The following is a 13,329-nucleotide window of genomic DNA, read 5'->3' on the forward strand; positions in this document are numbered from 1 at the left end:
TGACTACTCGTCGCGCGGCAAGAACCGCGCGCGCTACCTTTTTGCCGGCCAGTCTTCCACGCACCGGACCCCCTATCGTGCCTCGGGCACGCTGCGGGCAGGTGGCTTGCCGGTATGGCTGAACGGTTCTGCCGATCTCGATTACATGGACGCCGCCAACCCGTTCTTCTTCAATGACCGGGCGCTTCATTCGGCCGGCCAGTATATCGGCCAGGTCAAACCGCTCGATATCGGCACCTTCTCACGTCGATCCGGCAACACGATCCTGTTCGACAGCGGGGGGCTTCAATTCGGGCGCGACCCAACGAGATGGCAGGGCGACGCGTCGCGGGCTTGGGCGTTGCGCTTCCTCGAAACACACGCCGATGAAGCAATCACGCTCGACGTGCCCACGCGCGTCATCACGCCGGGGATACTCCCCTTCGACAGCTTCAACACGGCGTTGGCGACGACCGTGGATAACAACCGCTATTTCGCTCGACATCGATCTGGCGGAGTGCGGTTCCTATCCGTGCTGCAGGGCGAGACGAGCGCCGATGCCGTCGCGTGGTATAACGCGGTGAAGGTCCATCCGTTCGAGGGCTGGGCCTTCGGCGGCTCCCTTCGTGTCGATTACGTTCACGTTGTCGCGATGCTGCTGCGCTTAATCGCGGATGGGCTGCTGACGCCGGAGCGAAATCGGCTCCATTTCCTCGGCGTCGGCACGCTGACCCATGCCGTCATGTTGAGTGCGATCCAGCAAGCGTTGCGCGAGCATCTTGGCGATGACCGCCTGCTCATCACGTTCGACACCAGCTCGCCATCGCATCTGGCGACCAACGGCCTGATCTTCGGCTACCCGAACATCACGCCCACGTCCTTCGCCATGTCGATGCTGAAGCCGCCGGCCGATCCGGTTCACCGGGATTGGCAGACGCCCTTTCCGGTGACGAGCAGCCGGATCGCGGAGCGTTTGCTGGTCGGCGACCTATGCGTGCCCGCGATCACACGCCAATCGGGCTGGGACGCACTGGGGCATGAAATTGTGGTCAACCACAATCACGAAAGCCTGCTGCGCGGCATTGATGACGCGAATTCGATTGTGGAGATGCCAAGCGCATGGTCGAGCGCCCTTGCGCCAGACCACATCATCAAGGCGCATCGCGCATTGCGGACGATGTTCAGCTACGCCGACCCGCTCGCCCATGTCCGGCGACAAAGCGCGCATTTCGTGACGATCAGTAGGTCGAAGGCGAAGGAGGGGCAGTAACATCTATGCCGCGCCAGCCTTGCCCATAAGGCGATACACGCTGGCGCGACCAATACCCATGTCGCGCGCAATAGCGGCGGGGGTCATCCCGGCCGCTATTAGCGTTTCGATGCGGGCAATGTCGATGGTGGGGCGACGTCCGCGATAAATGCCTTTGGCCTTCGCACGCTCGATCCCGTCACGTTGGCGGTCGCGGCGAATATCGGCCTCGAACTCCGCCACCGCGCCGAGAATAGAGAGCGTAAGCTTGCCGGTACTGGTGGTGGTGTCGATGCCGGACTGCTGGAGGACGCGGAAACCGCAGCCCTTGACTGTCAGCCGCTCGATAAGCCGGTGCAGGTCCACAACAGATCGCGCGAGCCGGTCGAGCCGCGTCACAGCCAGAACGTCGCCTTCGCGCACGAAGTCGATCGCGTCAGCCAGCGCGTCACGGCCTTCGGTTGTTCGCCCGCTGCGCTTTTCGGCGAACACCTTTTCGCAGCCAGCCACCTCTAGATGCTGGTGCTGGACCTCCAGGCTCTGGCTGCTGGAACTGACGCGCGCGTAACCGATGATCATGGCACCTCCTGTCTCGGACGGGTCTGGACCATCGGCACGATGCGTCTCGGATATGCCGCGTCAACCGAAACAAGACGCGCGGCCACGTCTCGACGCTGCGTCTCGGGCGGGTAAACCGTAAGCAAACGGCCCCGAAACGGGCAGCAACGCAATACAGACTTCAACCTTGATCGATCATGTCGGCTTGAGCAGTCTTGTATCGATCGGGATGTTGCTGGCATTCTTCCCGCACGCGGTTTAGCCAAGTGTCATACCAGCACCATTGATTGCCAACGGCGATCGCGCCGTAACCCTTCGCCGGGTCTTTTGCCCCGAGACGCTTCCAAAGCCGGGTATGGCTATCCATCGTAAAGGCGTCGAAATCCTCGTCCTTCATCGCCTTCACGATGGCGGCGGGCAGATACTTCTTCTTCTCCACCTCGTTCAGGGCCATGTTGAATTTCTGATCGACGTCCGATCCCGGCGGCACGATTTCCACGGCAAGATCAGCGCCGGGCGCACGGTTGGCAGTCTTGTGAACCATGAATACACGGAACGCGAACCGTGGGTCGGCCTGCTGCTCCGGCGTCAACTTCTGCTCGAAATTGTCCATGGTGGTTTCGACGTGACGCGGCAGCGTGCGCGCCTTTTTCAGGATCGCGCGCTGATCCGGGCTGAAGGTCACGAATTGCAGCGCGATGGGTAGGCGGCGTTCCAGCGCATATTGCGCGCCGAACATGCTCTTGATGGCATCGTTGAAGTTGATGCAGCAGGCTTGCAGCTTCGCGCTGAGCGCATCATCAATGCGGCTGGTCGAGCGGTGTTCGATCTCGTGCCGGATTTCCAGCAGCAGGTTCAGGTTGTCCTTCGCACCCTGCTCGATCGGTGAGCGGGCGTGTTTCAAGCACTGCCCCAATTCCCAATATTTTTCCGCGCCGCTTGGCGTCTTTACGACAACTTTTTCGCCGTTCACGTTCTTCGTGTGGCGGTAGTCGATCCCCTCGCGCTTGAACCAAGCGTGCATCAGGTAGGTCCACGCGATCACGGCAGTGACGATGAACAGTTCGGCACGAAAGGTCAGGCCCGCGCTGTTGAAGGTATGGACGGCGCTGATCATCGCTTCCCGCGCCTTGATCAGCAGTTCGTCGCCACGCAGGCTAAGGCCCGTTTCCGGGTCCACCTCTGGCCACGACCCGATGAACGCCTCAAGCTCGTCGGCGGTCGCCACCTTGATGGCGGCGTGCTTGGCATTGCCACGGATTTCGCTGATAGCGCGGTGATTGATCGAGCGCGTCGGTCGGGTGAAATAGGCGAGGATGTCCTGATCGTTCGGCCATCGCCCGTCCGCCACCATGGCCTTGATGAGGGCTATTTCCCAACGCTCAAGTTTGTTGCCACGGCGACGGACTGGCATGGTCAGGCAGGCTCCAACGCGTTGTGCAGGACGGCTTCCAGCAAGCGGGAGCGGGTTTGCTCGCCCGTGGTGATGCTGGCTTCGAGTTGGTCGCACAGGGCCATCAGTTCATCGACCTTGGCGACGATGCGGTGCTGTTCGGCAAGGGGGGGCAGGGGAACGATCAGCTTTTCCATCTTTTCTTTGGTCATGTGGACCATCGAGACGCCATGTCCTGCCTCTTTTATTTCGCGGGTCTTTTGTAGGAGGAAGTTGTAAAGGTACCGTTTGTCCAAGTCTGCTTCGCTTATCAGGGGCAGTTTCCAAATGTGGTAATGATAGATCACTCTAGGCCCATTCCAGATAAAGGGGCCAAATGATGCTGACCATGCATAAATCAGGTCGCCAGCGTCACAATGCTTGTCGTCATCAAGTGCCAGGTCTGAATAATACCAATGGTTTGAGGTGAAAAGATTGCCAACGCGGAGGACGGGGGTGCCTTTATCCAGCAATTCCTGCTGTTTGTATGCTCGACCATTGAGAACGCGCACAAGTTCGCCAAGGCTGGCGAAGGTCCACCCCGGGGGCGCGTCGAATGGGATGTCCTCCAGGGCGTTGCTTGCAGATGTGTTCCGTGCCCTTCCTCGGCGCTTCTGGCCGTCTTGAGCATTCGCCTTGATCCGCACCAACAACTGTGATGCAGGCTCGTCATCCGCATTCTGCTCGACCAGTTGGCCTCGAACAGCGAGGTCGAGGACGAACCGCCGTAATCTTGTAATTGCGGCGGGGCTTGCACAAATTCGATCAAAATGCGCCATTGCTTCACCCAAGTTTCTTTTGAGCTTGGCGCGCAAGTCAGCAGCTTGAGCCTCGGCTTTGTCCAGATTGTCCAGCAATTCCGCTGGATCGCCGTGGTCGGCTTCCTCAACGTGAGGGTTCTTGAAATCAAGGTTGTAGCCCCGCGCCTTCACCTCGTCGATGCTGACTTTCCATGCTTGAGGGCCTTCCTCGCGGCCTTTGCGTTCAGGCCCGCCCCACCACTCTACGCAAGGCGCAAAATGCTCCTGTCGGATGGGCTTGGTCATCGAATAAGCCTTCTGCTCCGCTGGCACCCGATGTTCGTAAAACCAGATGTCCTTGGTAGGCTCGCCCTTCTCAAAAAACAGCAGGTTGGTGCCGATGGAGGCGTAGGGCTTGAACACGGAGTTGGGCAGACGGACGATGGTGTGGAGGTTGCACTCTTCCAGCAGCGCCTCTTTCAATCGGGTCTTCACGCCTTCGCCGAACAAGGTGCCGTCAGGCAACACGATCGCCGCCACGCCGCCCTTGCGCAGCAGGCGGATGAACAGGGCCAGGAACAGGTCCGCCGTCTCGCGCGTGCGGAAATGCTGGGGAAAGTTGCTTTCGATGCCGTCCTCTTCCTTGCCGCCAAAAGGCGGGTTGGTGAGGATCACATCGACGCGGTCCTTCTGCTCCCACGAGATGTAGGGCCGGGCCAGCGTGTTGTCGTGGCGCACGAAGCTGGGGTCTTCGATGCCGTGGAGCAGCATGTTGGTGACGCAGAGCATGTGCGGCAGCGGCTTCTTTTCGACCGCACGCAGGGATGCCTGCATAAGCGCCTCGTCCTCAGGCCGCTTCACATAGTGGTCGCGCATGTGCTTCATCGCGCAGGTTAGGAAGCCGCCAGTGCCGCAGGAGGGGTCGAAGATGATCTCGCCAGGTTTGGGGTCGATACGGTCCACCATGAAGGCGGTGACGGCGCGGGGGGTATAGTATTCGCCGGAGTTGCCCGCCGATTGCAGGTCGTTGAGCAGTTGTTCGTATACGTCACCGAAGTGCTGGCGTTCGGATAGGTTGTTGAAGTCGATGTCGTTGATCTTGTTGACCACCCGCCGCAGCAACTGGCCAGATTTCATGTAGTTGTAGGCATCCTCGAATACATCGCGGACGACGCGGCGGCGGTCACCGGGCTGACCGGTGGGCTTCAGGCCCTTCATCGCCGGGAACAGTTCCTCGTTAACGAAGGCGAGCAGCGCCTCGCCGGTCAGTCCTTCGGGATCGGCGGCCCAATTGCGCCACTGGAATGGCGATGGCACCGGTGATTGGTAGCCGTCGCGCATCAGCTCGAGTTCCTGATCTTGATCGTCGATGATCTTCAGGAAGAACAGCCAGCAAAGCTGGCTAATGCGCTGAGCGTCACCGTCGACGCCGCTGTCCTTGCGCATAATGTCTTGAATGGATTTGACGAGAGTGCGAACCGACATTGATTAAGCAACTTCCTGATAAAGTTCGTTTTGCAGGGCGTGGACGGCATCTTCAAAGCCTGCCTTGCCGCCGAACGCCTTGATGAGTTGGACGGGCGTACCGAGCGTGTTCAGCGGCGGGATGCGCAGCACGTTGGTATCGTCAAGATTGAGCACCCCCTCGTCGGCATACTTGTCGAGCAGGGCGCGCAATACGGCGCGGGCCTGCTCGCCATATTTGGCGAAAACATCGCGTTTCTGCACATTTTCCGCTCGCTCGCGCCGGGTCAGCGGCTTGCGATCAAAGGCGATGTGGCAAATTAGATCGAACGGGTCGAGGTCTTTGCCGAGTTCATCCGCGATGAAATCGAGCGCGAGGCCTTCCGCTGATATTTCATCGACCAGCGCCTGTTTGCGTTCGGCACCATTCCACCGGGTAAGGAATTCATCCAAGCTGGCGAAATGCTTGCGCAAGGCTTTTTTCGTGAAATCTCGCAGGCTTTCGGTAACGAGCTTTCCGCTTTCGTCCAGATATTCTACGCGCTCGGCCACGATGACGACGGGCACGCCATCGACATAGACCTTGCCACGCCTGCCGCCGTCATCTGTGATGGTAATGTCCGGCGTTTCGCCATCGTCGATGATGGTTTCGTCCTCGCCCGGTTGGTCGCTTTGATCGTCGCCGGGGTCGCCGACAGTGCTGTCGTCATCGGGTGGCGTAACAGGATCATCCTCGCCCGGCTCATATATTTGAACGGGTTCGCCATCGAAATCCGGGTCGGCGAAGTGGTTCGTTGCCCCTCGGAAATCCATCAGCGTGAAAAAGAATTTGCGACTGTCTTCGTGAACGCGGGTGCCGCGCCCGACAATTTGCTTGAACTCGGTCATCGACCCGACGTCGCGGTCAAGGACGATCAGGCGGCAGGTCTGGGCATCGACGCCGGTGGACAGCAGTCGTGACGTTGTAACCAGCACCGGGTAGCGGCTCTCGGGGTCGATGAAATTCCCGAGTTGCGCCTGACCCTCGGGATCGTTGCCGGTGATCCGCATGACATAGCGGGAACTCTCCGCCACGAGGTCGGCGTTCTCATTGATCAACGCCTGTCGCATACGCGCCGCGTGTTCCTGATCGACGCAGAACACGATCGTTTTCTGGTAGCGGTCGCCGCTTTCCTTCAAGAATTCCGTTACCTTACGCGCCACGAGCTTGGTCCGGTCATCCAGTACCAACGTCCGATCAAAATCGCGCGTATTGTAGATGCGATCTTCGACCTCGTTGCCGTCGCGATCAAGCTGGCCCTTCTCGGGGCGGTAGCCCTGAATGTCGCGATCCACATGGACCTTGATGACTTTGTAGGGCGCTAGGAACCCATCGCGGATACCTTGCTTCAGGGTGTAACTGTAAGCCGGTTCGCCGAAATAGTGGATGTTGGACGCATACCGGGTTTCTTTGGGCGTGGCCGTCAAACCGATCTGCGTGGCATCAGAAAAATGCTCAAGAATTTCGCGCCACGCGCTGTCCTCCGCCGCGCTACCACGGTGGCATTCGTCGATAACGATGAGGTCGAAGAAGCCGGGCGAGAACTCCTTGAAAAGCTTCTGCCGTTCCTCCGGCCCGGTGATGGCCTGATAAAGCCCGAGATAAATCTCGTATGCCGTATCGACGCGCCGCTTCTTATCCATGGCGATCGGCAGGTCGATGCTCGTGCCGTCATCACGTTCGATCGTTTTTGCGTTGGCGGAAAGCTTCGCCATTGCTGGGCCGAAAGGCCGGAAATCGTTGACCATCGTCTGATCGACCAGCACGTTCCGGTCAGCGAGAAACAGGATGCGCTTTTTGTGCCCGCCCTTCCACAACCGCCAGATGATCTGGAATGCGGTGTAGGTCTTCCCGGTGCCGGTCGCCATGACAAGCAGAATGCGATCTTGCCCAGTCGCGATGGCTTCCATGGTCGCGTTGACGGCATTGACCTGATAATATCGCGGCTGCTTGCCGCTGCCGTCGTCATAATAATCTTCGAGGACGATCTCCTCGCCTTCTGGCGTCAGGCCCTTCCAAGCGGCATATCGCCGCCATAGCTCACCCGGCGACGGGAAAGCGTCGAGGGGCAACGTGATTTCGCGCGCATCGCCTGCGCCCGTGCGGTCATGGAATGCGAACCCATCGCCATTCGTCGCGAACACGAAGGGAATATCGAGGGTTTCGGCATAATCCAACGCTTGCTGCATGCCCGCGCCCATGGGCTGGGTATTGTCCTTTGCTTCAATCAGCGCCAGCGGGACGTTCGGCTTGTAGTAAAGGATGTAATCGGCACGCTTACCTTGGCCACGGCTGACCATCTTTCCGCGAACAATGATGCGGCCTTTTGTGAAGCTGACTTCTTCTCTGATCTGCGTCATCTCATCCCATCCCGCCATTTTAACGGCGGGTGTGATAAACTTGGTACAGATGTCGCGTTCACTTAAGGATCGTTTGTTGAGCATGCATTCACCCCGTTAAGGGCGATCCTACGTTCAAGAGCATCATCTCGCCAGAGAATGTTCGAAAATTTCCGCAGCGATCGGCAGGAGGCGCAGGGGCGGAAACTCGTTTTGACGGCCCGCAAAAATCGTGGTGCTGACACGGCCCAATTATCGTCATCGGCACCGCGTTAGCGCCCGTGTCATAACCCTGTGGGACAGCAGAGCAGCCGTTTCCCGCGCGGCTGCGCACGGGACCGCTTGGGCGAGATCGTGAAGGCACATCGCAACTTTGAGGAGCGACCGTAGGCTGGGTGCCGCCCCCGAGCAGCGCAGATAATCATAATAGCGCGCCGAGTGCCCAAGATAATCGGTTGAAAAGTTGGCGTGGGTAAGCGCGTGGCCACCATTCTTCAGGAATAGATAGACTTCGTCGAGGATCACAGGTCTGGCCTCCGTTACAAGTGTTCCTGTATTTATTGTCGACGATCTGATCAGGGCGGCGGCGCCGGATGATAAATAAAAAATACGGGCTCTCTAACATTCCCGGCCGCTAGGAGAACAAGATGGCACAAGCCACATCAACACCCCTTACAAGGGCAGAAAGATACCGGGCGGAATGCGTCCGATGGATGACCGATTTCGAGCCGAACCTGTTCGTCACCTTCGCGATCAATCGCTGGGTCAGCGTGGACGAGGCGCAACGGACGTTCGAGGAATTCCACCAACGGCTCGATCGCAAGCTGCTCGGCCGGTCATATTTCGACCGTCCGGGCGACCGCACCGCCTATATCGCCGCCATCGAGAAGCCTGACACAAACATCCATATCCACGCACTATTTCGCATGACAACGGAACAGGCGGCGCGTTTCGAAGATGTCGCACCCGGCCTTTGGACGAAACTGATAGCGGCTGGAAACCTCGACATTCAGCCGGTCCGTCATACCGAAGGGGCGGCGCGCTATGTCACGAAGGCGTTGCGCCCTGAAACCAGCGACCGCTTGCTGACCCCACCGCACATGGAGACGACAACAAAGATTGCTGCCTAACGGGAGGACTGCCGCAACGCGAGGTCCATGGCTTACGAAGCCATCCTGTTCAAGCGGGTGCCGGTGACGGACCCGCAGTTATACCTATCACCAAATGACAGTGAAGATGAAGAAGATCAAGTAACGACTGAAAGCTAATAAAGCTGGATATGGGTAAATTAGAAGAGCGATTAATCCGTCAATAGATATTCCGTTACCGTCCCCAACGGCTCAAGAACCGTGGTGATGGTAGCGGAATTATTTTTGACTGAATTTCCGCATCAAGCCTCCAATCATCGGTCGCTCTTTTGATCCTCGACATTACGGCTCGATCTGTCCGAAACCAGATAGGAGCCCTCCATGTCGATCCTCAAGTCCTTGAAGCTGGCCGCCGCTGCGCCAGCTCTTCCCTCCGACACCGAATATGGCTTTCGCACCAAGCTGTTGGGCTGGCTCGCTGAGCAGAAGGCGATGGCGGAGGCGGAAATCACCGGCAAGCCGTTCACCGCGACGCGGCGCGTAACGCGCACCAATGACGCCGGCGAAAAGGTTCGTGTCGAAGCGCCGCGCCATGTCCGCAAGGGGTGGTTCACCGACACCGCCGGCAAGATGTTCATGCAGGTTCGTTACGGTGCGAAGCCGATCGAACTCGCGAAGGGCATGAATGCGGTCGAGGTTCAGAACCTCGCGGCACTGCCCGCCGTGATCGGGGCGATCAGCGATGCGGTGAATGCAGGTGAGCTGGATACCCAACTTCAGGCGGCGATCAGCGATCGGAAGGCGAACTTCAAGCCGCGCGCGAAGAAGGCCGCTGCCTGATGGCGACAATCATGAGGCGGGCGATCTCCGCCCGCCTCAACGATCACTTTCGCGGCACCGGACAGGACGGATGGACCTTCCTGTCTGCCGGCGTCGTCGCCCTTCCGATTTCAACCAAGGATGCGATCATCCGCGCGGTGCGGCTGTTTCGCGACTTTACGCCGGATAACGACCCTTGCGGCGAACATGATTGCGCGGTCCTAACCGTTGGGAAGCATCGGATTATCTGGAAGATCGACTATCACCCTCGGGCTGGGTGCCACGGCGTCGATCCAGATGTTGCCGATCCGCGCACCGTGCGGAGGATCATGACGATCATGCTGGCGGAGGAATATTGATGCGGCGCTACAACATCGCCGACCTGACCGATGACGACCTCCGCCGGCTGCGGATGCTGGTTCGAATAGAGCGCGCGACGGCGCATGTCGTCGTCAGAACGAATTATGCTTGGCCGATCCCGATCCAGACCCGATCACGCCAGTGGCAAGAACCGGCGATCGGCGACGCGATCAACTGATCCACCGAAAGATCGGTCGATCGCGTTGGCGGTAACGCCTATGGTCAATGACATGGCGAGCATCGACATTCACTCCACGCATTCCACGCTCCGCGAGCGGATCGTGGAGCATGTCTTCGTGGGCGAAGCTCTCCGCGCGCTTTGGCGGCGCGGCATCACCGATGTCGAAGTCCTGCGGTCGGAGTTTGATGCTCACGGCTACGACTTGGTGATGGGTCGGGGGCAGATCGTCAGGCATATTCAGTTCAAGACCGGCGTGCGGAACAAGCCGTCGCCCGTATCAGTCGGTAGCGCGCTCGCAGAAAAGCCGAGCGGTTGCGTGATCTGGATTTCCGTGACGCTCGAACTGGACATGGGACCATTCTGGTGGTTCGGCGGCGAGCCGGGCGAGCCACTTCCTGATCTTTCCGATTTCGCCAGTCCCAAACGCATCGGCAGAAACAAGGAAGGTGAGCGGCCCCTGCGGGCAAATCATCGAAAGGTGCCTGCTCGATACTTCCGACGCATCGACACTATCGACGCCATGCTGGAGACGCTGTTCGGGCCGCTACCGACTGGGCAGGCGCCAGTCATTGTCGAAAACGGCTAAGGCAGGATCAACGCGGACAACAGGTTGCCACGTCCGACGAGGCGACCAAGCCGATCGCGGGTCTGATCTTCGCGGGAGCTATACCACCCGACAAGCCGGCCCAGCCGATCGCGACCTTCGATCCTATCTCCGCGACTATCCAGCCAGCCCAGCGGGCGGCCAAGCCGATCTCGTAATTCCTGTCGCATACCGTGCCTCCCAACTGTCGAGGCTTTCCGATCGAACGCCAGACTGGCGGAAGGTCAAGCTCCCCGGCTGCCGGGCCAATGCGCCCCGCTGAGGGACGAACGGCACTACGGGGGCACATGGACGCCCGGCAGTGCGCGTGGCCCTGTATGACCCGCGTAGGGGCTATGCGGTGCGACGGGAGCGCCCTCGCTTCAACACGGTGTCGAGCCGGGCAGCAGCGTCCCGCTTTTCACTCGCGGCAGCATCGGCTTCCTCTTCCGAGGCCGATAGGCGCACAGGTCGGTTCAGCAGCGCGTCTCGCAACGCATTTGCGTTCGTGCTGACCGTCGTGCCGTCCCGCAGAGTATAGGATGCGCCGCCGGCCGCCAATTCCGGAAGAAAATTGAAAGTCCCGATCGTGTTGCCCTGATTGTCGAACTTGATGCCGGCGGCATTGCCCGCCATCAGCAAGGTGAGGGTTCGGGTTGGAACGCCACCAATCATTTCGACTGGATCACACCACACGACATCCACTACGTTGCGGATCGCCTCGCGCACCTTCAACCGAGCATCACGCATCGCCTCGGGATCACTCGGATCGTTGATCGCTTCGCGGACTTCCAGAACACGCTGTAGGTGGACGTTCGGCGGCAGATGTCCGCGTGCGGCCTGAAGCTCCTGCGCCACCTTGGCGCATTCCGCTTCCAAGGCGCGTTGTTCCTGCTTCACGGCACGAAGCACATCGTCAAATTCGTCGCGATCTTCGTCATCGAACTGCGCCATTTTCCGCACGAGCCGCTTGGCCTCGGCCTTCTTATTCTCGATGGCCCGTTCGATCTCCGCCAGCCGGATCGCCAGCGGGCCGGACAGATCATCGCGTTGGAAGAAGCGACCATCGAGCGCGAGGTGGAGCATCGCATCGAGCGCCGCTTTCTCGAAAACGCGATGGTTGAAAAATTCGGGACGATTGCAGCCGGTGTGACGGGCTGCGCTATCGCATTGCAGGTAGCGATAGCGGGCATCGACCTCGGCGCGCCCGCGCATGGTCATCAGCCCGCCGCAATGCCGGCACCGTGCGAGGGTCGAAAACAGGTTACGGGCATAAGCCGCATAGCGGCCGGATCGGGTCTGCCAGCGTTTCGACGCGCTGGCTCTAGCCCGTGCGACAAGGTCGGCGTCAATGGCTCGTGGGAAAACATTTTCGATGCGCTCGCCAGTCTTCTTGCGCTTGCCGCTCTCCGTAATGCCGGCGGGATGATATTCGCCATCGATAGCCGGGTGCTTCAGCAAGATACCGACATAGCTCCATCCCCAACCTTTGTTGGTCGTGGTGCTACGCGCCTTGCCCCAACTCGGCACGCCTTGTTCATTCAGGCGCTTCGCGATGCCCCAGTAGCCAATGCCGTCGGCCGCCCATTCGTATATCTGCTTCAGCACCGCCACGCGCTCGGGGATCAATTCGTATCGGCGGTAATCCTGATCCTTATCGATCCGCTCGCCGACGACCCGCAGCCACGCCGGCGGTCTGGCAGACAGAACTTTGCCCTGCCGGGTAAGTTGCTGCTTCCTGCGCCAGGCATCTGCAACCAGCTCGCTTTTCTTTTCGCTCTCCTTGTGGCTGACCGTCGCGTGCATGACGATCTCCATGATGCCCATCAGCGCCATCGGCCCCTTCAAATAGGCCTCGTCAAAGAGGCGTTCGCCATCGACGGTGGCAATCCTGATGCCCAGATCGCACAGATCCTCCATCCACCGTTGCGTCACGCGAGGTTCGAGGCGGCTGAGGCGATCGAGTTTGTGGACGACGAGCGTCGTTCCCGGCGCGACATCGCCAGCATCGACGCGCTTGCGCCATTTGCCGAGATTGCCGACGCTCAGGTGATGGCCCTTCCAGGCCGATCGTCCAAGGTCTTCCACCACCTCGACCACGTTCCAGCCCTTGCGGCGGCAAAATTCCTCGCACTCCTCAAGCTGCCGCTCTTTCGAGAAGCCCTTTTCCTGCCGCTTGGTCGAGAAGCGAATATAGATAACGGCGTCGGGCAAGCCTATCCTCCGGCGATGACGCCTATGTTTCGGCCTTATGTGTTACTTTTGGCTAAACGGTGCACATCTGGCAGCATCAGCGCGGCATCTTCCTGCCGCTCGCGCGCCATCCCTGGTGCCGTTACGATTATGCGATCAAGCCCGGCCAGCCGCTGCACCGCTATGGGATCGAACAGCAGGGCGAGATCGTCCGCCACGCCTTCCTCCTCCGCCATGGCGCCCTCGTCCCCGGCGCACCGCCGCTCGCGCAATATGAGACGTTGCTGCCGTTCGGCTGAGGGAC

At 59.7% G+C, this 13,329-nt stretch carries 12 protein-coding genes and 1 pseudogene; 7 read left to right on the forward strand and 6 right to left on the reverse strand.

Annotation, left to right across the window (positions count from 1 at the left end; all coding sequences use genetic code 11):
- Positions 1-145: 145 nt before the first annotated feature.
- Positions 146-1,249 carry a hypothetical protein gene (locus PBN85_RS13650; protein ID WP_271299335.1) on the forward strand — a complete coding sequence of 368 codons (1,104 nt, stop codon included), beginning with the start codon at positions 146-148 and terminating at the stop codon, positions 1,247-1,249.
- A 3-nt stretch (positions 1,250-1,252) separates the two neighbouring features.
- On the opposite strand, the gene PBN85_RS13655 is transcribed toward PBN85_RS13650, so the two are convergent.
- The 5 genes from PBN85_RS13655 to PBN85_RS19020 all read right to left on the reverse strand — a co-directional run bounded on the left by PBN85_RS13655 (position 1,253) and on the right by PBN85_RS19020 (position 8,326).
- On the reverse strand, positions 1,253-1,807 hold the full coding sequence (locus PBN85_RS13655) for a recombinase family protein (protein ID WP_271299336.1): 555 nt from the start codon (positions 1,805-1,807) through the stop codon (positions 1,253-1,255).
- 160 nt (positions 1,808-1,967) lie between these two features.
- A complete protein-coding gene (locus tag PBN85_RS13660; RefSeq protein WP_271299337.1) occupies positions 1,968-3,200 on the reverse strand; it encodes a DUF3644 domain-containing protein in 1,233 nt (410 codons plus the stop codon).
- 2 nt (positions 3,201-3,202) lie between these two features.
- On the reverse strand, positions 3,203-5,443 hold the full coding sequence (locus tag PBN85_RS13665) for an N-6 DNA methylase (RefSeq protein ID WP_271299338.1): 2,241 nt from the start codon (positions 5,441-5,443) through the stop codon (positions 3,203-3,205).
- 3 nt (positions 5,444-5,446) lie between these two features.
- Complete coding sequence (gene hsdR / locus PBN85_RS13670) at positions 5,447-7,906, reverse strand: EcoAI/FtnUII family type I restriction enzme subunit R (protein ID WP_271299339.1); 2,460 nt, start codon at positions 7,904-7,906, stop codon at positions 5,447-5,449.
- Positions 7,907-8,059: 153 nt separating this feature from the next.
- On the reverse strand, positions 8,060-8,326 hold the full coding sequence (locus PBN85_RS19020; protein WP_443026749.1) for a DUF6626 family protein: 267 nt from the start codon (positions 8,324-8,326) through the stop codon (positions 8,060-8,062).
- A gap of 188 nt (positions 8,327-8,514) precedes the next feature.
- Here PBN85_RS19020 and PBN85_RS13675 point away from each other — a divergent pair, with 188 nt between their 5' ends.
- The 5 genes from PBN85_RS13675 to PBN85_RS13695 all read left to right on the forward strand — a co-directional run bounded on the left by PBN85_RS13675 (position 8,515) and on the right by PBN85_RS13695 (position 10,835).
- The gene (locus tag PBN85_RS13675) at positions 8,515-8,931 is read left to right on the forward strand and encodes a hypothetical protein (protein ID WP_271299340.1); all 417 of its coding nucleotides are present in this window, start codon (positions 8,515-8,517) and stop codon (positions 8,929-8,931) included.
- A 339-nt stretch (positions 8,932-9,270) separates the two neighbouring features.
- Entirely contained in the window at positions 9,271-9,729 is a 459-nt protein-coding gene (locus PBN85_RS13680; RefSeq protein ID WP_271299341.1) for a hypothetical protein, read from the forward strand.
- The gene (locus tag PBN85_RS13685) at positions 9,729-10,067 is read left to right on the forward strand and encodes a DUF3768 domain-containing protein (RefSeq protein ID WP_271299342.1); all 339 of its coding nucleotides are present in this window, start codon (positions 9,729-9,731) and stop codon (positions 10,065-10,067) included. Before PBN85_RS13680 ends, PBN85_RS13685 begins: the two co-directional genes overlap by 1 nt.
- Positions 10,067-10,246 carry a hypothetical protein gene (locus PBN85_RS13690; RefSeq protein WP_271299343.1) on the forward strand — a complete coding sequence of 60 codons (180 nt, stop codon included), beginning with the start codon at positions 10,067-10,069 and terminating at the stop codon, positions 10,244-10,246. The genes PBN85_RS13685 and PBN85_RS13690 overlap by 1 nt, the downstream gene beginning before the upstream one ends.
- 52 nt (positions 10,247-10,298) lie before the next feature.
- Complete coding sequence (locus PBN85_RS13695) at positions 10,299-10,835, forward strand: hypothetical protein (RefSeq protein ID WP_271299344.1); 537 nt, start codon at positions 10,299-10,301, stop codon at positions 10,833-10,835.
- A 351-nt stretch (positions 10,836-11,186) separates the two neighbouring features.
- Here PBN85_RS13695 and PBN85_RS13700 read toward each other — a convergent pair whose 3' ends face one another.
- Complete coding sequence (locus PBN85_RS13700; RefSeq protein WP_271299345.1) at positions 11,187-13,046, reverse strand: recombinase family protein; 1,860 nt, start codon at positions 13,044-13,046, stop codon at positions 11,187-11,189.
- A 62-nt stretch (positions 13,047-13,108) separates the two neighbouring features.
- Here PBN85_RS13700 and PBN85_RS13705 point away from each other — a divergent pair.
- Positions 13,109-13,324 (forward strand): annotated as a pseudogene (locus tag PBN85_RS13705) (vgr related protein); the annotation flags it as partial.
- Positions 13,325-13,329 lie beyond the last annotated feature (5 nt).

The sequence above is a fragment of the Sphingomonas sp. CV7422 genome (genome assembly GCF_027945725.1).
Classification (GTDB): domain Bacteria; phylum Pseudomonadota; class Alphaproteobacteria; order Sphingomonadales; family Sphingomonadaceae; genus Sphingomonas; species Sphingomonas kyungheensis.

Coding starts and splice junctions, on each gene's coding strand:
- PBN85_RS13680 (WP_271299341.1), top strand. CDS start 9,271: ATGTCGATCCTCAAGTCCTTGAAGCTGGCCGCCGCTGCGCCAGCTCTT.
- PBN85_RS13685 (WP_271299342.1), top strand. CDS start 9,729: ATGGCGACAATCATGAGGCGGGCGATCTCCGCCCGCCTCAACGATCAC.
- PBN85_RS13690 (WP_271299343.1), top strand. CDS start 10,067: ATGCGGCGCTACAACATCGCCGACCTGACCGATGACGACCTCCGCCGG.
- PBN85_RS13660 (WP_271299337.1), bottom strand. CDS start 3,200: ATGCCAGTCCGTCGCCGTGGCAACAAACTTGAGCGTTGGGAAATAGCC.
- PBN85_RS13695 (WP_271299344.1), top strand. CDS start 10,299: ATGGCGAGCATCGACATTCACTCCACGCATTCCACGCTCCGCGAGCGG.
- PBN85_RS13655 (WP_271299336.1), bottom strand. CDS start 1,807: ATGATCATCGGTTACGCGCGCGTCAGTTCCAGCAGCCAGAGCCTGGAG.
- PBN85_RS13650 (WP_271299335.1), top strand. CDS start 146: ATGGACGCCGCCAACCCGTTCTTCTTCAATGACCGGGCGCTTCATTCG.
- PBN85_RS13665 (WP_271299338.1), bottom strand. CDS start 5,443: ATGTCGGTTCGCACTCTCGTCAAATCCATTCAAGACATTATGCGCAAG.
- PBN85_RS13675 (WP_271299340.1), top strand. CDS start 8,515: ATGACCGATTTCGAGCCGAACCTGTTCGTCACCTTCGCGATCAATCGC.
- hsdR (WP_271299339.1), bottom strand. CDS start 7,906: ATGCTCAACAAACGATCCTTAAGTGAACGCGACATCTGTACCAAGTTT.